General features: G+C 35.2%; 21 protein-coding genes and 1 pseudogene. 9 read left to right on the top strand and 13 right to left on the bottom strand.

Annotation, left to right across the window (positions count from 1 at the left end; translation table 11 throughout):
* Positions 1 to 30 precede the first annotated feature (30 nt).
* Both MKY06_RS08635 and MKY06_RS08630 read right to left on the bottom strand, forming a co-directional pair.
* A pseudogene (locus tag MKY06_RS08635) lies at positions 31 to 234 on the bottom strand (cysteine hydrolase); the annotation flags it as partial.
* 9 nt (positions 235 to 243) lie between these two features.
* A complete protein-coding gene (locus MKY06_RS08630) occupies positions 244 to 450 on the bottom strand; it encodes a DUF1272 domain-containing protein (RefSeq protein WP_081085204.1) in 207 nt (68 codons plus the stop codon).
* A 144-nt stretch (positions 451 to 594) separates the two neighbouring features.
* Between MKY06_RS08630 and MKY06_RS08625 the strand changes: the two genes are divergently transcribed.
* Positions 595 to 1017: an Lrp/AsnC family transcriptional regulator gene (locus tag MKY06_RS08625; RefSeq protein ID WP_013082584.1), complete on the top strand. Its 423-nt coding sequence runs from the start codon at positions 595 to 597 to the stop codon at positions 1015 to 1017.
* 265 nt (positions 1018 to 1282) lie between these two features.
* On the top strand, positions 1283 to 1495 hold the full coding sequence (locus MKY06_RS08620; protein ID WP_029324376.1) for a hypothetical protein: 213 nt from the start codon (positions 1283 to 1285) through the stop codon (positions 1493 to 1495).
* 307 nt (positions 1496 to 1802) lie between these two features.
* On the opposite strand, the gene MKY06_RS08615 is transcribed toward MKY06_RS08620, so the two are convergent.
* The 6 genes from MKY06_RS08615 to MKY06_RS08590 all read right to left on the bottom strand — a co-directional run bounded on the left by MKY06_RS08615 (position 1803) and on the right by MKY06_RS08590 (position 6462).
* Positions 1803 to 2564, bottom strand: a complete 762-nt coding sequence (locus MKY06_RS08615; protein WP_013056396.1) for a PAS domain S-box protein — start codon at positions 2562 to 2564, stop codon at positions 1803 to 1805.
* A gap of 727 nt (positions 2565 to 3291) precedes the next feature.
* Positions 3292 to 3618: a general stress protein gene (locus MKY06_RS08610; RefSeq protein WP_098287200.1), complete on the bottom strand. Its 327-nt coding sequence runs from the start codon at positions 3616 to 3618 to the stop codon at positions 3292 to 3294.
* Positions 3619 to 3877: 259 nt separating this feature from the next.
* Entirely contained in the window at positions 3878 to 4168 is a 291-nt protein-coding gene (locus tag MKY06_RS08605; protein ID WP_013056394.1) for a spore coat protein, read from the bottom strand.
* A 17-nt stretch (positions 4169 to 4185) separates the two neighbouring features.
* Entirely contained in the window at positions 4186 to 4383 is a 198-nt protein-coding gene (locus tag MKY06_RS08600; protein ID WP_013056393.1) for a hypothetical protein, read from the bottom strand.
* 347 nt (positions 4384 to 4730) lie between these two features.
* The gene (locus MKY06_RS08595) at positions 4731 to 5504 is read right to left on the bottom strand and encodes a TerC family protein (protein WP_053487090.1); all 774 of its coding nucleotides are present in this window, start codon (positions 5502 to 5504) and stop codon (positions 4731 to 4733) included.
* A gap of 337 nt (positions 5505 to 5841) precedes the next feature.
* The gene (locus tag MKY06_RS08590) at positions 5842 to 6462 is read right to left on the bottom strand and encodes a TetR/AcrR family transcriptional regulator (protein ID WP_013056391.1); all 621 of its coding nucleotides are present in this window, start codon (positions 6460 to 6462) and stop codon (positions 5842 to 5844) included.
* Positions 6463 to 6597: 135 nt separating this feature from the next.
* Between MKY06_RS08590 and MKY06_RS08585 the strand changes: the two genes are divergently transcribed.
* Together MKY06_RS08585 and MKY06_RS08580 are read left to right on the top strand one after the other, a co-directional pair.
* The gene (locus MKY06_RS08585) at positions 6598 to 8820 is read left to right on the top strand and encodes an MMPL family transporter (protein WP_340960565.1); all 2223 of its coding nucleotides are present in this window, start codon (positions 6598 to 6600) and stop codon (positions 8818 to 8820) included.
* 231 nt (positions 8821 to 9051) lie between these two features.
* Positions 9052 to 9273, top strand: coding sequence for a hypothetical protein (locus tag MKY06_RS08580; protein WP_013056389.1), 222 nt, complete (start codon positions 9052 to 9054; stop codon positions 9271 to 9273).
* 73 nt (positions 9274 to 9346) lie between these two features.
* Here the strand turns inward: MKY06_RS08580 and MKY06_RS08575 are convergent, their stop codons facing one another.
* On the bottom strand, positions 9347 to 10843 hold the full coding sequence (locus MKY06_RS08575) for a class I adenylate-forming enzyme family protein (RefSeq protein ID WP_098278207.1): 1497 nt from the start codon (positions 10841 to 10843) through the stop codon (positions 9347 to 9349).
* Between the two features lie 440 nt (positions 10844 to 11283).
* On the opposite strand from MKY06_RS08575, the gene cax reads away from it, so the two are divergent.
* Together cax and MKY06_RS08565 are read left to right on the top strand one after the other, a co-directional pair.
* Complete coding sequence (cax, locus tag MKY06_RS08570) at positions 11284 to 12327, top strand: calcium/proton exchanger (RefSeq protein WP_013056387.1); 1044 nt, start codon at positions 11284 to 11286, stop codon at positions 12325 to 12327.
* 356 nt (positions 12328 to 12683) lie between these two features.
* Entirely contained in the window at positions 12684 to 14198 is a 1515-nt protein-coding gene (locus MKY06_RS08565) for an arylsulfotransferase family protein (RefSeq protein ID WP_098278217.1), read from the top strand.
* Between the two features lie 259 nt (positions 14199 to 14457).
* Here MKY06_RS08565 and MKY06_RS08560 read toward each other — a convergent pair whose 3' ends face one another.
* From MKY06_RS08560 to MKY06_RS08545, 4 genes are all read right to left on the bottom strand, one after another.
* A complete protein-coding gene (locus MKY06_RS08560; RefSeq protein ID WP_098278208.1) occupies positions 14458 to 14856 on the bottom strand; it encodes a hypothetical protein in 399 nt (132 codons plus the stop codon).
* A 309-nt stretch (positions 14857 to 15165) separates the two neighbouring features.
* Positions 15166 to 15348 carry a hypothetical protein gene (locus MKY06_RS08555; protein WP_098239462.1) on the bottom strand — a complete coding sequence of 61 codons (183 nt, stop codon included), beginning with the start codon at positions 15346 to 15348 and terminating at the stop codon, positions 15166 to 15168.
* Positions 15349 to 15507: 159 nt separating this feature from the next.
* Positions 15508 to 15996, bottom strand: a complete 489-nt coding sequence (locus MKY06_RS08550) for a hypothetical protein (protein WP_098278209.1) — start codon at positions 15994 to 15996, stop codon at positions 15508 to 15510.
* 163 nt (positions 15997 to 16159) lie between these two features.
* Complete coding sequence (locus MKY06_RS08545; protein ID WP_029324358.1) at positions 16160 to 16747, bottom strand: NDxxF motif lipoprotein; 588 nt, start codon at positions 16745 to 16747, stop codon at positions 16160 to 16162.
* A 192-nt stretch (positions 16748 to 16939) separates the two neighbouring features.
* Between MKY06_RS08545 and MKY06_RS08540 the strand changes: the two genes are divergently transcribed.
* The 3 genes from MKY06_RS08540 (at position 16940) to MKY06_RS08530 (ending at position 21033) form a co-directional block, all read left to right on the top strand.
* Positions 16940 to 17833: an AraC family transcriptional regulator gene (locus MKY06_RS08540; protein ID WP_013056385.1), complete on the top strand. Its 894-nt coding sequence runs from the start codon at positions 16940 to 16942 to the stop codon at positions 17831 to 17833.
* Positions 17834 to 18306: 473 nt separating this feature from the next.
* Positions 18307 to 19809: a spore germination protein gene (locus MKY06_RS08535; protein ID WP_029324355.1), complete on the top strand. Its 1503-nt coding sequence runs from the start codon at positions 18307 to 18309 to the stop codon at positions 19807 to 19809.
* A 30-nt stretch (positions 19810 to 19839) separates the two neighbouring features.
* The gene (locus MKY06_RS08530; protein WP_029324353.1) at positions 19840 to 21033 is read left to right on the top strand and encodes a Ger(x)C family spore germination protein; all 1194 of its coding nucleotides are present in this window, start codon (positions 19840 to 19842) and stop codon (positions 21031 to 21033) included.
* Positions 21034 to 21049 lie beyond the last annotated feature (16 nt).

Raw genomic sequence — 21049 nt, 5'->3', positions numbered from 1 at the left:
CTCTAAAAATCTTTGTCTTCGTGCAATTAGTTACCTATAAGAATAATGTGTCGGACGAAACAAGTCTTCTTCTGCATTTCTGACAATTGAAAAGTGTACAACATTGTAATGAACATGTAAACTTTCACTATGATGCTTTATAATTTGTTCCGTACTTAAACCTGTTACGGCTCGCTGCTGAATGCCCACCCCATTGATCGTAGCTGTTTTGACTGCACTATCTATACAGTGTTGTCTCTAAATTTATGACAAGCTCAGTGAGCAACTTAACGAATGTTCTTTACCCCTTGGTCTTTTAACTAGTTCCCCTCCACAGTTAGGACAAATATACATCGCGTTTTCACTACATTTATCACAAAATGTACATTCATGTGTACAGATATAAGCAACAGAGCTATTATGGAGTTTCTTATTGCACTTTTCGCATGTATTTCTCATTTCTAAAGCCATTAAATCCCTCCTTTTGATATAATTAAATTGTATTCTATAAATTTCTATTTTTACATATGTTTCTCATTGTATTACTAAGTAATAACTTTAATATTGACGGAAAACCTACTATTTTAATTTATAATTTAAAGCGGGGTATGTTTTATGGATGAAATTGATAAAAATATATTACTACATCTACAAGAGAATGCTCGTTTGTCCGTTACACAGTTGGGAAAGCTGGTTGGTTTATCTACCCCTGCTGTTAATGAAAGGGTAAAAAAACTTGAAGAAAAAAATATAATAGATGGATATAGAGCAATAATTAATCCTGAAAATTTTAATAAACCTGTAACTGCTTTTATTTTATACAGCAATACAAAATGCAAGCAATTCGTAGAATATTGCAAAGAACACCCTGAAGTTATCGAATGTCATCGTTTGGCAGGTCAATACAACTACTTAGTAAAAGTTTTAACTAATTCCGTTCAATCTCTTGAAACATTCATTGATGAATCTATGGCTTTTGGGCAGCCATCTACATTGATTAAACTTTCCTCACCAGTTGTTTATAAAGCAATAAAGTAGATTATAATCTACTCTTTTTTTATTACTAAATCTATTTAAGGTAATTCTATTATAAGAAGAACATGTTCTGTTGATAGCCGCCTTTTTAACTGATCAGCTAGCAGGATTAGAAGTGCATAGAATTTACAATTGCAGTTATCATACTGTCTGTTCTCGGCAGGTATTTTTCTATACGTTCATATGTTACAATAGAGAAAGAACATAAATTAAAATTATATGGTCTCTTTGTACCCTGAGTTTCCTTATAATGGAAAGAGGTACTTTTATGAATATACTTGAAATAAAAAAAACGCTTTATACTCTTGTTCAATACGAGGATAGTGCTATTACTCATACCATTCCTCAAGTACTGGAACTGTCGTATTGTAAAACATCTAAGATTTTTCAAATCACTACACTTACGGATCAAAAAACCTTAAATTATAACGATTATGATATAGATAACGCTTCTGAAGCTTTATACAAGATCTTAAACTGAAGAAAGCGATTCAATGATTCTTCTATCTTTTATTTAACAAACGTGCGATTGCACAATATGTTATTTTAAACCAAAGAAACTCCTGGTATATGTTCAGGAGTTTCTTTGGTTTTTCTAATGTATACAAAATACAAATCTAATTTAAAAAACCATCTAAAAATATTTAAAACAGCACGAAACCGGAAAGACGATGCCACTATTTCTTTAATTAGAAACTTCCTCTGAAAGGGTTAGCACCATCTAAAGATTCATATCATATGTATCTTTAAAAACGTAAAAGTGGCTTTAGTTATTTTCATTTTACAGATTATTTACTAGAAGTAATTCCTAAAAAATGAAGTGCATTTTTTACAGTAGCCATTGTCCGGGTAGAATCTAAATTAATACCTAGCTGTACAGCAGAGCGAGATAATTCTGGCCTTAATCCTGTTAAGATACATTGCACTCCAAGTAGTGACATAACGCTATTAATTTTAAAAAGATGCTCCGTTACAATTGAATTCAATGTATAAATACCGGAAAAATCTATAATTAAACAATTTACATTTTGCGTCTGCACTTTTACTGGAACGGCCATTAAAAGTTGGTTTGCTCTTTCCTCATCTATGGATCCTACTAAGGGAAGTACAGCGATTCCCTCTAAAAGAGGAACAAGGGTTGTAGACAGTTCATTTATTTGCTTTATTATTTCTTTTTGTCTTGTTTCACTCTCTTTTTTTACCGTAATATCTCTCACATAGGTTTGGATTACTTTTTTATCCCCCAGCAGCAAGGGATGACAATATAATTCAACATTAACAGTTGTCCCGTCCAATCTAAATATGGTTTCCTCAATGAGCTCTGCTGGGCGTTCATAAGCAGATTGGATTCTTTTCCTTATTGCTGCTTTAGATGTTTCTTGAAATATATCTAAGGGACTTGCACCTATAATATCTTCCCTTTTTCCTCTAAAAAAATGTTCAGCTGCGTGGTTAACATATATAATCTTATGATTTGAATGAATAATGAGTGGATCTAACGCATATTCAATGACTTCCTGATAATCAATACCCGAAATGTTTTCATTCATAATTTTCACTCCTTAATATGAAGGTTAGACTACTATTTCAAATTTATCAAGGGTTCAATTGCTTGTTTAAGATCTTAAAAAACGATAATAAAGTTTCTTTTGAAGTTATAAATAAGAAATAGTAAGAAAATAGAAGATTAAAAGGTCGTCTGTCCTTTACAGAACAAAAATAAAAACAGCCCTTAGAAATGAATTCAAGGGCCCTCTCTGCATTTATTTAAATCATACTTTCTCACGAGTTAAATCATGGTGTAAGGCTGTATCAGGAACTGTAGGATTAGGATAATTTATTTTCACTTCAAACGGGAATTCTTTTTGATGACGAAATATATTAATTCTTCTTTTAGATCATTTACAGAGTTTTATCTTTTCCTCTTTTCCCCTTTACCCTATTCTCATTTGAATGAATCGTTTGATCTCTATTTCTTTTTCTTCTACTAAGAAAATAGATAATAAAACCTACTAAAACTAATAAAGTAATTAGAAGGATACTTGTAGGAAAGTATAACGTCCCTATGTGGATACCCAAAAATTGAATCATTATCCTTTCACCTCTATATGAGATTAGTAAACGACTCTAGTAATATACTTTGCGTTCAGTATCTTTCCGATTCATAAACCCTTCGTACAGAAGAACAAATATTATATATAAAGCAACATGCTAGTATGATTTACTAATAGTTCTCGATCACTTAGTTTCTTCGAAAGTTATTGCAAGGAAAAATCATTACACATCTTTTTTTGCAATAATGATTATACGTTCTTGTTTCATTTCACCGACACATTGTTTAGCTTCTTCTTGGGTTAAACCTAACGAGGCCATTTTAGAATGAAGTTCATCTTCACGAGAAAATAACTTATTAACTGCAGATTCAAAAACTCCTTGTTCAGAAGCTCGATATTCTTTTGTATTTGTTGTATTTGTTAAATATTCCGAGCGCTCTTTATTATAGGTCAATAAATAAATTTCACTTTTACTAAACCCGTGGGCAAAAAACTCTTCAATAAACTTATTTGCCTGACCACTATTTTCTGCTACTTTAATTTCCTTCACTATTTTCTCCTCCTCTATCCCCATAGAATATGTCGTTCTACTAATAGGTGTATCCTTCAGCAGCCAATTAAAACCAATTTATTCGGATATGGGATAAAAGACTATAAAATATCATCTAAATATTGTATGAAATGGGGTAAATTATCTACTTCTAAGAGAATAAAATATAGACTTCTTTTCCTTTGTAGAAATATCGAAAGAGAACTTTTTATGTAACCTTGAAAAAATTCCCCCTCTATTGTCAGAGGGGGAATTTTAGTTAACCTTTCGCTAAATCTAACGCTTTATCTGCCTTTTTTAAATCGTGATTTACTTGTTCTTCTACATCATAGGCATGATACATTTCATTATCAATCATATATTGGGCAATCTTTTCATGAAGCTCGATGGCTTTATCTAATTGCTTTTTTAATACCTTTCGAACTTCAGGCGTCGCCGTTTCTGTAAGCGCTACCGCGTATGTTCGTACACCATTCTTAGCTGATAATAATAAATCAGTCGCGATAGCAAGATCATCTAACGTTTTAGTAAGAGTACTTTTAGTGGCCATTTTTCTACCCCTCCTATTTATTGAGCTTTCTTTAAGATTTTTTTCAATTCTTTAATCGCTTCAGTAGATGTTTGAACATCTTCTTCAAGAATCTTTTTTAAATCCTCATCCTCTACCAATTCCAACATAGCTGTTCCTTTTGTTACACATGATGTTTTAAGCGTTAAGATTTCATGAACTTCTAGCGTTTCGTGCATAGCTAGTCCCTTTGCCATGTTTGCATCCTCCTTGTCATTTTTTTGACTTGTGAATTATATTCCCAAACCATTTCCATTTAAACAAGTATTGATTATTTTTTTGAAATTTTAGAAAGAGAAACAGGAATATTAAAACTAACAAAAATAATAAATAAAATAATCCGGTTCGCTTGCGCAATAGTTTCAATTAAAAAATGCGTTAACCCGGCTTGGATTAACGCACTTGATCGTTACGCTTGAAACAACAAAACTCACTTTTCTATAGAATCTAAACATCCTTTTAAATGCTGAAATGAGGATCCATTTGGACGGAAAGAGTAAGGATGATTGGTGAATTCAGGGTGCGCATTACACTCGATTACCTTCTAGGCCGATGATTTTTCTGATGACTTATTGCCCGGTGCAAACCAACCTAATAGAGCAATACCAACTAATACTCCATAGAAAATTAGAGTCCAGATAGTGCTATGAGGAAAATGAGGATCTAAGACACCAATATCTTTATGCGCAAAAGTAATAACAGCAAGTTTCACCCCTACCCAGGCAACAATGGCGTATGCTGTCGTTTCTAGAGCAGGTCGCTTTTCAAGGAGTTTTACAAACCAGGTCGCTGCAAACTTGATTAAGATAAGACCTGCAATCCCTCCAAGAACTACAACTGCAAACTGCCCTCCGTCCATACCGCCGATTTCTCCAAACTGTGAATCCGGAAGTCCGAGAGCTATAGCAACCGCAGCTAAAATAGAATCAATGGCAAAAGCTAGGTCGGCTAACGCAATTTTTCCCACCGTCGGCCAGAACCCTTTTCCAGCAGACTCCTTTTCATCATCATTATGAATATTCTCATTGTGTTTCCCAAACCGTGCCTTAATGACATGCTTTAAACCTAAATACAGAAGATAAGCTGCTCCTATCGCCTGTATCCACCAGACGTTGGCGATAAATGAAATGGCAAAAAGAGCTCCAAATCGAAAAATAAATGCCATAAGAATTCCGTAATTAATCGCTCTTTTCTTCTGATCCTCGGGTAAATGTTTAGCTATAACTGCTAGTACAAGAGCATTATCAGCTGATAATAATCCTTCTAACCCGATTAGAATCAATAATGCCCATACGTATTCGAGCCAAATAGATTCCATCCATTTTTCTCCTTTCCAAAATGTAAGCTGTTATACTAAAGGTTTTGTTTACAATAGAATAACCATATATGCTACAGTAAACTCTAAAAGATAAGATTTTCATTTTTTTAACACTAATCAACAATTGAACATCTCTTAAGATAAACATAAACATAAACACGAGTTCCAGTATGTCAGTAAATAGTTTATGTCAACATACTTACATAGGTTAGAAAGTCACCCTATTATTGTTATGCCCTTCCCCTTTTCTCAAGAAGTACCTGTGAACAATAAAAAAAACCGGCTGTAACATATTAACCAATATGTTACAGCCGGTTTTTATAGTGGAATAAGAAAATTAATTAGGACTAATCCCTACCCAAAAAAGATCCACTAGAGCCTGAGCCGTTTTTTCAGGGCCTCCTAATTCTGTAATTAATTCTTTTTTGTTCCGAATCATTGTTACCGTGGAAAATGTATGCGCAAGCAATCTTGGACTTGCTACGACGATTTCTCCGCTGTTTGCAGCTTGCTTGAATACGTTCTCTAATGCCTCATGTATCGCTTTCTCCGCTTCACGAATTTCATGAATATGACCTTCTGTAAGCGAAGAAGTCGCTTCTTGCAATAATGTTTCAAAATCAATATGCGGTCTTTTTAAATGATCCAAGGTTACCTCATATAATCTGTGTTTCAGCCCTTTGGAGTTTTGTAATAATTTCTCTGTCTGTTTTGTGATACGTTGGAACATACTTGATACCGAAACGGTAAACAAAGTTGCCTTATTTTTAAAATAGTAGTAAACGCTGGCCTTGGTCACATCGCTTGCTTCAGCCACTTGCTCCATTGAAACTTTTTCGTATCCATATGCCATAAAGAGATGGGCAGCTGTTTTTAAAATTTGCTCTCTTGTTATATTATTTTCAGTTGTTATTTTAGGTCTGCCAGGCTTTTTTTTCGGCGTCTGATTCGTATTCATAAGGGCCCTCCTTCTAGTTCAAGAAATTGGCACATTTAAACTAGTTGATTAATTAACCTTCTGGTATATATAATTATTGAAGGTTCTATATATATTGTAATAGAAACAAACAGATTTGGAAATGAGGGAGAATTAATGAAAGAATCACCTTTAGCAACATTCAGCCGATTGATGACTGGAAAAGTGAGTCGTTGGGTTGTTATTGCCGTATGGATTCTGGCAACTGCAGTTCTAACAATTGCTTGGCCTGCCGTTAATAAAACGGAAGTGAACAATGCACCAAACTTAAGTGAGAATTCACCTTCTGTAGAGGCTGAAAATCTCATAAAGAAAGAATTCCCTAACTCTTCAGGGGTTCCTGCCCTGCTTACATGGCATAAAGATTCAGGTTTGAATACCGATGACTTAAAATCTATTCAGCAAGTGGCGGCAGATTTAGAAAAGAAACCGTTAGAAGAACAAACGTCTACTCCGCCTTTGCACAAATTACCGTTAGCAGCTTTACAAAATATGATTTCGAAGGACGGTACAACGCTTGTACAGCCCATTTTCTTTAAAGAAAACGTTGAAACGGATGTACTAGAAAAAAATCTAGACACGATTAAAAAACAAGTAAAAGAACAGGTTTCATATGATTCTTTTGCTACAGATATCGATGCAAAAGATAAGCTAAGCACGCGCGTTACCGGACCTGTAGGAATTCAAGTAGATGCAACCAGCTTATTTGAAGGAGCAGACGTTTCCTTACTAATCGCGACAGTTTTATTAGTCTTAATTTTACTTCTTGTAATTTATCGTTCCCCAATTTTAGCGATTATTCCTTTAATCGGTGTAGGTTTTGCCTATGGGGTTCTGAGTCCGATTCTCGGTATTTTGGCAGATAAAGAATGGATTACGGTTGACTCGCAGTCCATATCCATTATGACGGTCTTGTTATTTGGAGCAGGAACAGACTATTGTTTATTTTTAATTTCTCATTATCGGGATGAGCTTCGCAAAGTAAAAGATAAGAGACAAGCACTTATTAACGCCTTTAAAGGTGCTTCAGGTGCTATAGCTATGAGTGGATTTACAGTTGTCATCTCTCTTCTGGCCTTGATTGTAGCAAAATACGGTGCTTACCACCGTTTTGCAATCCCTTTTAGCTTATCTATTCTAGTTATGGGATTAGCAAGTTTAACACTTATTCCCGCCCTGCTTTCGGTTATGGGAAGAGGTTCTTTTTATCCTTTCGTTCCTCGTACTCCTGAAATGGAAGAGGAATTGGCGAAAAAGAAAGGAAAACCGGTGCGTGACCGAAAAGAGAAAAACCGTTTCGGGAATTGGATTGGTAATGTGGTTACGACTAAACCATGGACAATCATTGTAGCTTGTCTAGTCTTTTTTGGAGCTTTGTCCATTTACTCAAGTCAAATCAAGTACACATATGATTTATTGTCTTCTTTCCCTGAAGATATGCCTTCTCGTGAAGGGTTTACCATTATCTCTGATGCTTACTCTCCTGGTGAACTAGCACCGGCACAAGTAGTCATTGATACGGAAGGAAAATCGGTTGACCTTGAAAAAGCATTAAAGAAAAATCACCTTATTAGTACCGTTTCTGTACCTCAAAGTGGTACAAATAATGAGGATTTAAAAGTATATGACGTCACGTTTAATGTGAATCCATATAGTATAGAAGCAATGAAAGCTGTTCCAGACTTGAGAGATGCAGCTGAAAAGGCACTGTCACAGTCCGGAGTTTCCGCAGTCAAATCCAAAGTATGGATCGGCGGTCAAACAGCTACACAGTATGACACGATGACCACGAGTGATAAAGACGACAGTATCATTGTCCCATTAATTATTATTTTCATATCGCTCCTGCTATTAGCTTACTTGCGTTCCATTGTAGCCATGCTTTACTTGGTTGGAACGGTTATCTTGTCCTACAGTGCAGCCTTAGGATTAGGCTGGCTCATTATTCACAACATCATGGGGGCAGATGCTATCCAAGGAGCGATTCCTTTATACGCATTTGTATTTTTAGTGGCGCTAGGTGAGGATTATAATATCTTTATGATCTCAAGCATCTGGCAGAAAAAGAAGCACATGCCATTAAAGCAAGCAATTAAAGAAGGCGTAAGCGAAACAAGCGGTGTTATTACATCAGCTGGAATCATTTTAGCTGCTACCTTCGCGGTTCTAGCAACACTGCCTATTCAAGTTCTGGTTCAGTTCGGAATTATCACAGCTTTAGGTGTTTTGTTAGATACATTTATTGTGCGACCATTCCTTGTACCTGCGATTACTACGGTTTTAGGAAAATTTGCTTTCTGGCCAGGTAAAGTTGAAATGGCACCAGAAAAAGAGCAGTAAATATTAAAGCCAAGAAAAAAGCAAAGAGAATATTCTCTTTGCTTTTTTCAGGATCAATTAAATTTTATGATAAAGGACAAGAGAAATAATTTACCATTAAAAACATGCAGCTTTCTACACTTCTTTTAATATAGCCCTCACTTAAAGTGTTAATCTTTACTTGTATCTCATAAAAGCAGCTGTTTAGGATAAATTATTACTTAAGAAACGTATACTACTGGAGGTTGTAACTTGTTAATAGGTGAGATTATTCAGAAGCTAAATAATGGTGCTACTTATGAAGATATTGCTTCTTCCATGAAAATTAGGGAAGATATATTGAAAAATGATTTAAAGAAATTCGGATTTCACTATGAGAATAAAGAAAAAAAGCTGGTATTTACAGGATACGAATCTGAGTATGAGAATACACTTCGTGTTTGTTATCCTGATATAAAAGGACTTTCTATTTAACATTTCTGCTTTAGATATATAATTTTCCATCCTAAAAGCGTGGACTGCATTCAGCCCACGCTTTTAACTATCTTCATTTTAGTTCTCTTTTTAATACTTTACCGAGCTGATTTTTAGGAAGTTTATCAATAAAATAAACTTCGGGAACTTTGTAGCTTGCTAGACGATCTCTACAATATTTTAGGATATCTTCTTTTGTTAAAGAAGAATGAGGATCTTTTACCACATACGCTCTAGGTTTTTCTCCATAAACTGGGTCTTCTACTCCTACTACAGCAGCTTCTATAACCGTATCTATTTGCTCAATTATTTCTTCTACCTGATCAGGATAGATATTATCACCGCCATATACGATAACATCTTTATAGCGTCCCATAATATATAAAAAACCGTCTTGATCTACCTTTCCAGCGTCCCCCATATAGAACCAACCATCTCTAAGGACTTTGTCAGTCGCCTCTTGATTATGCCAATAGCCTTTAAAACAATAGGGGCTTTTTATAATAATTTCTCCAACTTCTCCTGTTTTTACTTCTTGTCCTGACTCAGGATCAATAATTTTTACTTCTACACCAGAAAGAGGCTTACCTGCTGATTCAATTTTTTCATTTCCCATATTTGGTGTCCATACACTTACTGTCCATGCTTCTGTACTTCCATAACCTTGTATCATGCTGATGTCTAATTTTTCATATTCCTTAATAAGATAAGCAGGAACTTTTGCCCCTCCAGCAATAGCAACCTTTAGTGAAGATTTCTTTGACCCTGCATTTTTCACTACTTCGAGCATTTGCATATACATAGAGGGAAACGCTAACATCATAGTGATCTTATGAGTTTCAATCGTTTCCCAAATGATTTCCGGTGTAGGATCTGACAACAGAAATAACCCCATCCCGTTGGAAACAGATTTCAAAATATTATTAATAGAACTCATATGATAAAAAGGATGCGAGGCAAGAAAACGACCATCCTCTTCATAATCGATTCGTTGACTAGATGGTTGTATATAAGAATACACATGACCATGCTCAATCATACAGCCTTTTGCGTTGCCAGTTGTTCCAGAAGTAAAAAGAAGCATAGCTATGTCATCTTGAGAGACCTGTATATTTGGATTTAGTATAGAATACGCAGAAAAAATTTCATTATATTCTTCAACTGTCTCCACACTATTTTTTCTTCCTACTTGTAAAGTAATAACGTCATTTAATATTTCAAAATCAAAAGGAATAACCTCATGAAATTTTTGGTCGTAGAAAATAACTTTAGGTTGTGCACTATCTAAAATATCAATAATTTCATACTTCGTAAGCTGCCAGCTAATAGGAACCGCTACGGCTCCGATTCTTAATGCGGCTAGCAGAATGGTAGGAAACGGATGATTGTTTTGACAGAGAATTGCAATTCGATCCCCTTTTTTAACGTTATGGCTTAACAGGTAATGAGCGAGTTGATTGACACGTTCATTATATTCTTTAAATGTATGGAAAGATGTACTCCAAATTAAAGCCTCTTTTTCAGCAGATTGTGTAGCCCTTTGCTCTAATAGTTCTCCAAGTGTATACATGATAGCTCTCTCCTTTAATGATAATGACCAGTTTGAATCATATTTAAATGGTGCTTCATTCTAATTATTTTTAATTCTATAAACTACATTACCCATAATTAACGTTAACGCAAACGTCAATTATAGGCGTTTGGAAAATTCATATCTTTTTAGCATGTAAAAGATACATATTGCTTATTCAGAGCAGACTATTCAATATACTTTGAAGCTTATGTTGAGGAGTTCATAGCGCTTTATCTTGTAAGATTCTTTTCTTTTTTAATTTAGCCCCCTTTTGCACCAGCTATTAAGTATGTTCTCTTTCTATGCGTCGAGTTAATTGCTAGTTGCACTCTCCATGTGAATAACAAAAGTCTTAAGAGTTATATTAATAAAAACGCTAAGATAATATAAAGCTTCTCTTCTTGCTATAGGATCTATAAATGACCATGGAGGAAAATATGAATAAAGTCTTTTTCATTTTTATGATTATTGGTGTACCTCTTTCAATTATTGGCAGCATTTTTAATTGGAATTATATTTTCATGTTCTTTATTTATTGTGTGACATTAATTAGTTTGGCTAATTACATCAGACGTTCTACTGAAAGCCTTAGCGTTGTAGTAGGTCCAACAGCAGGGGGATTACTTAATGCTACGTTTGGCAACGCTGCAGAAATTATTATTTCGTTTTTTGCATTAAGTAAAGGACTAAATACAATCGTCATTTCCTCCATTACTGGAGCAGTTCTCGTTAATCTACTTTTCGCGAGCGGAATATCAATGATTGTTGGAGGAATTCGATTTAAAAAGCAAAAATTTAGTGTGTTTAAAACACGACATAATACCTCCCTCTTAATGTTTGCTATTATCGTAACTTTTGTATTGCCATTTATCTTTGCAAAACGCCTGGATGATAAAGATATGCAGGTTCTATCAACTTCTTTTGCCATTGTGATGCTGACCATTTACCTGCTTGCTCTTCTTTTTAAACTTGTCACGCATAAGGGGATTTTTACTGGAAACGCAGAAGAAAATGGAGAGGAACCAGAATGGGGAAAAAAGAAAGCAATCGTTGTACTTGGACTGGCCACAATTGTACTAGCTTATATTAGTGAAAAACTTGTTGGCACCATTGAGCCAGTAGGTGCTGCCTTAGGCTGGAGTCACGTTTTTATTGGAATTATTGTTGTGGCCATAGTGGGAAGTGCTGCAGAGTACGTGTCAGCAATTGCAATGGCCTATAATAACAGAATGGACGTAATGGTGGAGATTTCCATTGGTTCAACCGTCCAAACGGCCATGTTTGTTGCTCCTATACTCGTTCTGTTCTCATACTTGTATGATTTCTTGCCTCTTGTATTTAATACAGCGGAAATGATTGCGATGATCCTTGCCGCTCTCATGACGGTGACCGTTGTGAACGACGGTGATTCCAACTGGTTCGAAGGTGTTTTACTTGTCGGTACCTACATTGCGATAGGCTTTAGTTTTTACCTTTTATAGAATTTTTTCAAGAAAAAGATGAAAATTTCAGCTTACATAAAGATAATGCCTGGTCATCTTTTTAAATCTTGATGAATAACATATACAAAAAAATTTGCTTTTTTTGCATGGTTTTCAACTTTAAACACGATTAAAATATTGCTGCATTGATAATATATAATGGTATATGAACGAGAAAAACGAGCTCTTATCTGCTAAGGGCTCGTTTTTTACATTTATTTCATCTGCCCTTACACATAAACATTAAAAATAAACAAAACACACAAACCTAAAACATATGTACATATTCTGACGCAAATGACATATTAATAGCTCGACAGTGCTAATAATAAAATTTAGAGGAGATGAGAGTGGGAATGGATAATTTTAATTCACAATCATCCACTGATCATTCAAACCCGCAAGTATGGAATTTTGTTTCGGCTCCTAATTTACATCCCATGAAGGTTACCATTAATGTTAATAAGCCTGGAACAGCTCCCGGCCTATTATTTGTTGCGCCCTATACGGTATATGAAGCAGCTATGATTGGCCAAACTGGGGCACTAATTATGGATCAGACAGGGAATCCAGTGTGGTTTAGACCACTTGCTAGTAGATATATCCAAAACACAGACTTTCGAGTACAAATGTACTGCGGGAACCCTGTTCTTACGATGTGGCAAGGAACAATTTCAGGAACTCAAACCGCAACCCCAAACCTTCCAGCAGGCGATCCTGAACCTGGTGCTTATTTTCAAATTATCAACCAGCATTATAAGGTCATTAAAAAGTTATTTGCTAAAAAAGGATTTACAGCTGATGTGCATGAGTTTACAATCACCAAACGGAATACGGCTTTGTTTACGGCGGTAAAACAAGTACCTGCGGATTTATCTAAGTATGGTGGACCATTACGCGGGTATTTTGATGATTACTCTATTCAAGAAGTAGACATTGAGACGGGAGAACTTGTTTTCTTTTGGAGTGCACTTGAACATATTAATCCAGCTGATTCAATGGTACCTGCTTCATCCGCGACAAGTTCTAATAATATATGGGATTGCTACCACGTAAATTCAGTCGAAGAAGGGCCAAACAATACACTTCTAGTGAGTATGCGTAATATGTGGGCCATTTATAACATTGATAAAGAAACGGGAAAGGTAATTTGGCAACTTGGTGGAAAACAAAGTGATTTTAAGCTTGGACCGAACGCTGCATTTTCTTGGCAGCATGATGCGCGCTATAGGTCCGAAAATAGGATAAGCTTGTTTGATGACGCCTGCTGCGCTTCTTCCACCTCTCCTCCTGAAGGACAGGCGCGTGGTTTAATTCTTCACTTAGATTATAAAGACAAAGTTGCAAGTGTAGATCGAACATATTATCATGACCCAGCTTTATATGTTCCAAGTCAAGGAAATGCGCAAAAGCTTTCCAATGGAAATCAACTCATTGGGTGGGGACAAGAGCCGTACCTTTCGGAATTTAGGAACGCGGGCAATACACGGAGAAACCCTTCATTTAATTTGTTATATGATATGCGATATCCAAATCAGAATCTTTCGTATCGAGCATTCAAAAATAAGTGGGTAGGTCTACCACTTTATCCGCCTAGCATAACGGTAGACTTATTGCCCGACGGTGAAGCTAAAGTTTACGCATCATGGAATGGTTCAACCGAAACGGTTGCTTGGCAGGTACTAGCAGGACCAACACCTTTTAAATTAGCAGTAGTGGTATTTAGTACCCCTCGTACTGGATTCGAAACAGATATTCATGCTCAGGAAGTTGGCCCCTATTTTCAAGTAAAAGCATTAGACTCCTGCGGGAACGTCATTGGTACATCACCGACTACTTACGTAAAAATAAGACGAAATAGACGAAAGTGAGCATTAATAATCCTCTACTAGATTTTTAAAAATGTTCTTATGGTGCCTCCTACTCAGAAGGCTTGGGGGGGCATTCACCTTTTACGGAATTAAATAAAAATTATGTGAGCTAAGGTTTTTAAAAAAAACCGCGACTATATTAATCTAAACTACAAAAGTAAAATTCCTGATATATAATATTATATTTTAACAAATAGTAAGGATAAAGAACTGAGGGAATATTTGATATAGATGAGTATAAGGTGCTTTTTCTCCCTAATTACTTAACTTTTAAAATAATATCTTCTGACTTTTCATTCCATTTAACAGTTAAAATCATATATTCAGGTTTAATTACATCTTTACTAGCATCAACCTTTACTTTTTCTTTGAAATTCCCTTCTCTATTTAACCTTGCGTCTCTCACTGCAATTCCATTTTGATTATTTGAAGTGTCTAAATTAATCCCAAAATCTCCTACGGATTCTACCTCACCACCTAGATAATTTAAGTTCATTTGAGCTATTTCTTTACTATTTTCAACGGGATATAACGTAATAGTAGCTGACCAGCTTTGAGTTTCACCTGAAAACTCTAAAGGATCCTCAGCTTTACTTTGACATCCAACTAATGAAATAAAAAAGAAAAGACTAAATAAAGCAATATAAAACTTTCTCATGCTCTTCCTCCATGTAAACACCATAATGTCATTTTTACTACCTTATATTTTATTAAAATATATATCTTTAGTTAACATGGCGTAGAATATTATCTAACAAAGAACATATTTAAGATCTTTTTTAATAACTGTTCGTAGGTTTTGAAAGCCGCACTAAATGTGGAACGTTTCTTTTCATTTCCCATCATAACTTTATCCCCTTTTATCTTAAGCGGTTATATTATATACAAGTTTATACAAAATGAATTGTCGTTAGTTTAAATAATGAAAGGTCTCCCAGAAATAATTCTGAGAGATTAGTAAAAAAAATTAACCTGTAAAAAAGCTTACAACACCTATTAGTACAAAAAATATGAGAATTGCAGATAAAATGAGCACAACTGTAAAGATAGGTTTATACTTTGTTCTATTTTCTTGATTACTTATCTTATTATGTAAATCATCTAATTTTCTTTCAATTTCATCCAGACGTTTTTCCGTGTTAATATCCATCACCTCCTACCTTTTATACGAATTACTTCTACAAAAGTTTCCTAATTACTGTATTTTAAAGAATATATATGTAAAAGCCGTTTTAAATTGTATTTATAGTTAGTTACCGAAACCCCCTTTTCACATAGTAAACTTTCTTTTTTTTAATCTTAATCTAAATTAAAAGTGAAATGGACTTACTTGTTTGATAATAAACGAAATGATAAACGAAACAGAAATTGTTGCCGCTAGCTGCTTTGGATTTTTGTAAAAGACTCCGCATAAAACAGCATACATAATGAATTCTTCAATATAACTTACATATATATAAAATACTCCAACCGCTAAGGAAAGACTTAGCAATAACCCCATAGGCAACGCTGGTAATATCCAAGCTAGACGTAAATTATTTTTAGCCATCCATACAATAGCTGCTAGAAACGGAGACGCTAGTGCGATACTTCCCCACAGTAAAAAATAACTAGTTGGAAAAGATCCAAATAGAAAAGCGGAATATATATAATAGCCTGTTAGCATTCCTATAAAGAACATGAATGTATTAAGAGCCGCACTAATTTGGCTTTTACTATACGCGGCTATAAGGGTAGCAATCAGTACCCAAATACCGGCCCTAGAACACAAATCCCCAAAGCACGGCAGAATATTCATCCACCAGCTTCCATCAACACCTGCGATGGTATCTAAATATTTGGCTACTATCCCCAAAGCTGTACCGAAGACTAAATAGATAATAGAAAATGCAAGTTTGTTTGTAGACTTAACTATTCCAATAGTAAACTCCCCCTAACCAAAGCAAATCTATTAAATTATTTTAACTCTTTCGTCCAAAAGCTTTTGTATCAATATTTTTGTCATCTAGAAAATGCTCTATTTTTTTCTGTTCCCTTCCATTTACACCTTCATTTTTATTCATAAGTGACTCAATTTCTGTTTCAGAAAAATCTCCTTCGCTCATACGCTCAACCATGTCATCGATTGCTTGATCCAGTTCATCCAAAATTTGATTGGAACCCGTAATAAAGCGGCTAATTCTCTCTGACTCTTTTTTATATCCTTCTGGTAGAGTGTTGTGCGAGATATATGTGGAAAAGTTACGATCATTTTCTTTGACCAGATCGTTTAGTTGTTCAAGTTTTTTCGCTTCAGCTTTAGTTAGCTGTTGATCAGAATCCATCATTTCTTCAAATTGATCACTGGTGTTGAGTAAATCCTCGTTAGCATCTAAGTAAGTCTTTATACTTTCTTTTATTTCCTTTTCATCAATTACGGCGTTATTTTTTGATGAACTAAATGTGGAAGTTGGTAATACAATTTCTTCACTAGCTTCTTTTGTACTTTCCTGATAAGAACAAGCACCTAATAAAAAAATAATCATTAAGCTAAAACAAAATTTCTTCAATTCAAACGCTCCCTTTAATAATGTAATCATACCATTAATTTACATAGAAAATTTCAACATTAAAATCCCCTTAGGGCTATACATCCAGAGGCGTACATTACAAAAACATCCTCACCTAACTGAATGTAGCAAAAAATGTTAAGAACAAAGATTTGTTTGCTGTTATAGTGAACGTAAGGTAGGTGGATGTAAATGAATTATGTAACTTGTATACAGAGAACGCTAGATTACATTGAGGAGAATTTGGAGACACAAATTACTTTAGAAAAGTTAGCAGAAATCGCTTGTTTTTCTCCTTTTCATTATCACCGTGTCTTCCAAGCCATGGTTGGAGAATCAGTGATGAATTATGTGAGAAAACGAAGACTTACACGCGCAGCAGAACGCTTATTTTTCACAGATGAAAAAGTCATTGATATCGCACTTGATGTTGGTTTCCAATACCAAGAATCATTTAACAGAGCGTTCAAAAAGTTTTATGATGTTTCACCGAAGCAATACCGTAACGCAAGGAGAATATCTGGACCGCTGCGGGGAAAAGCCTACCTAACTATCACACTTTTGTCAGGAGGAAATAAGATGGAACCAAAGCTAGTCACTAAACCTGCTTTTTATGTCATTGGATATGAGCTAAAAACAAAAAACGAAGGTGGCCAGAATAATAAAGACATTCCTGAATTTTGGCAACAGTACATGCAAAATGGATTAGGCTCTAAAATCCCCAATCCCCTAAACGAAAACGCGGAGCTTGGCATTTGCACTGATTTTAATCCTGAAACGGGTGAATTTGTTTATGTAATTGGCATGGAAGTAGAGGAAGGCACTCCAGCGCCTGAAGGAACAGTTTACAGAAGCTTCCCTGAACTAGAATATGCTGTATTTACTACACCAAAATCAAATGAAGAATCTTTTACTTCTTCCATTCAGTCCACATGGAATTATGTTTTTACAGAATGGTTCCCTGAATCAGGTTATGAGCACTACGGATCAATGGAATTTGAATTGTATGACAAAAGATGCTATGGTTCGGAAAACAAAGAGATTGATATCTATATTCCTGTGAAAAAACAGACCGTTAAAGCATAAAAGAGAGTACCCTTTCTTAATAGAGAAGTAATGTAAATAGAAATTTATCTATCATATTAAAAATATTTCTATACAAAAGCCCAATCTCTAAGCAATTAAATTTAGGATAGGGCTTTTTGTTATTTCACATTAGAAATTTTGAAATTCATCAACGTGGATATTTGCTTCCTTTACAATACCGATATAAAAAGCTCCAAGTATACAAAGCAATATGGGCTGCTTTTTATATCGAATTACTTAACTTTTTTTAAAATACCTCCTGATTTGTCACTGAATATAAAGTCATATTAGCTGACTAGCTTTGTCTTTCACCTAAACGCTCTAAAAGATCCTTAGCATTACTTTGATACCCAACTAATGCGAAAAAAGAAGATACTAAAGTTCCTACATGTACATATTTTTTACAAATTATAGAGACAATAACAGTGCTCATTGCATACACAAATATTCATTCATATAAAAGGTGGTAAAAAGTGCGACAAAGACATCTTCTAAGAGAATCTAAGGAAAAAAAGACAATAAATTATTCGGTAACTCCTCTATATGATGATGTAAATAAAAATATAGAGCGGTTATTGAACGAACTAGGAAATAGTTCTGATGTGTCATTTCGAATAGTGGAGTCTCCATACCAAAAAACGGCAAAAGCAGCTGTTGTCCACCTTGATGGATTAGCAGATGAAAACATTATAAATGAGAATATCATGACTCCTCTTATTCAGTGGCTTAAGGAAAGTAATCAAGTAGTAACCGTCAAAGAGATAGAAGAACAAATATCCCAGATATTAACTGTATCTCAATTGACTATAAAAGAGAATTGGCATGAATTTATGTCAGCCGTTTTAACTGGTGATACGGTCATACTACTGAATGGAAGTTCTAAAATTTTTATTGGCAATACAAAAAAACTTCAGTCCCGCGCAGTAACAGAACCAACCAGTCAAACTGTTGTTAGAGGACCTAAAGATAGCTTTACAGAGAATTTAAGAACTAATACTTCTTTAATACGAGCTAGAATTCAGGATTCTAATTTACGTTTAGACAGCATGAAAATTGGAAGCGTAACCCAAACAGATATAGGGATCATGTATATTCAAGGGAATGCAGATGAACGTATTGTAGAGGAAATCAAAGAACGTTTAAAAGAGATTAAGGTAGATGGGGTCCTTGAGTCGAACTATATTGAGGAATTTATCCGGGATGATAGGACCACTATTTTTCCACTTCTATTAAATACGGAACGACCTGATGCCGTTGTAGGAAATTTATTAGAAGGCCGAATTGCTATTATTGTACAAGGAACACCTTTTGTATTAATTGCGCCTGCTATTTTTTCTCAATTTTTCCAGTCTCCCGAAGATTATTATCAAAATGACTATATTTCTTCCTTTTTAAGGATCTTGAGATTTGGTTCTTTTTTTCTTTCTATGTATGCCTCTGCTATCTATTTAGCATTGATTACGCATCATCAGGGACTTATTCCAAACACATTAATGGTCAGCTTAATGGCTCAACGAGAAAGGGTTCCTTTTCCTGCCATTGTAGAAATAGTAGTGATGGAACTAGCCTTTGAGATGTTACGAGAAGCAGGAATTCGAATGCCTAGAGCAATTGGACCAGCAGTCTCCATTGTAGGAGCACTGATTTTAGGACAAGCAGCTGTAGAAGCAGGTTTCGTATCAGCAGCTGTTGTGATCATTGTTGCTATTTCTGCCATCAGCAATTTCACACTGCCATCTACTAGTATTGTCAATGCGGCCCGTGGTTTTCGATTTATCTTGATTCTAATTTCAGCATTTATTGGCTTATATGGAATTTTGCTTATGACCTTATGTATATGGCTTCATATAAGTAGCCTAAGGTCTTTCGGTATCCCCTACTTTTCACCTTTTGCTCCCTTGGATTTTAAAAAGCAACAGGATACTTTAGTTCGATTCTCTTTGCCATCTCTTTTAAAAAAACATCAAAATAAATAGAAGTCATATAAAGATGAATGAGGATAAAAAATGAAAACATACCTTTCACTTTTTTTGATCACGGCCATTTGTTTATGCATTTCAGGATGTTCAAATTATCGAGAATTAAACCAAATAGGAGTCATTATAGGATTGGGAATTGATGAGAATAAGAATTCGGAACAACCTTATAAAGTAACCTATCAGGTCATTAATCCAAGTGGTTTATCACAAGGCAGTTCGTCAGGAGGACAGGGTCTTCCCATCATTAACTACACAGTAACTGCTAAAACGCTAGTTGAGGCATTAAAAAAAGCTTCCGTCGTCATTCCAAGAGAACATATTACTTCACATCTTTCGCTTATCGTTGTAGGTGAAAAGTTAGCAAGAAGTGACCTTAGCTCATTATTTGATGCTTTGGATCGAGGCAAACAAGCCCGTACCAGTATTCCAGTTTTTATTGCACGTGATGGGACTGCGGAAAAATTGCTTGGTGTGATTGAACCTTTTGAGGTTACTCCAGTTAAAAGCATCATAAGCACAAGTCAAAATGCTCAAAAAGTGTACGGAATAGTTAGCAACGTACAAGCATATGAAGTTATTTCTATGCTTGTGAGTGAGGGAAAAGATTTATCTCTTCCTGGAATCAGCATTAACAAGCCCTCCCAGAACGGCGAAGAAGCAGGAAATTTAGAAAGTACCAGCCCAAGTGCGATGCAGGTAAAAGGATTAGCTATATTTCGAAATGGAAAGTTAGTGAGGTGGCTGGATGATGAAGAGGCTCGATCTATCCAGCTTGCTACGTCTAAAGTGAAAGGTACGGCTCTTGTTTTCCCTTGCAGTATAAATGGAAATAGCACACTTACAACGACCGGAATAAAAAGCAAAATAAAAACAAAAATCCGCCATGGACAACCTGTTATTCATACAGATTTGAACGTCATGGGAGAAATTACGGAAACATCATGCCGGAAAGATTTAAGCAACCCTAAAGTATTAAAAGAGTTGGAAAAAGAGGCAGAAAATGAACTACAAAAGGAAGTTACAAAGGCTATTACCATCGCACAAAAAGAAAAGTCAGACATATTCGGCTTTGGTGATAGCTTATCTCGAACCAATCCTAGTTATTGGGGTCAGCATAAACAGAACTGGGAGAATCTATTTTCAAGCGCTAAGATATCGATGAATGTGAACGTTAGTATTGTAAATACTGGCATGCGAACAAATCCTTATGAGGTAAATTAGATGAGGAGCTGAAAAA

The sequence above is a fragment of the Priestia sp. FSL P4-0332 genome (genome assembly GCF_038005845.1).
Classification (GTDB): Bacteria; Bacillota; Bacilli; order Bacillales; family Bacillaceae_H; genus Priestia.
Note: the sequence above shows the minus strand (reverse complement) of the source record. Positions and strands in the feature narration are given on the sequence as shown.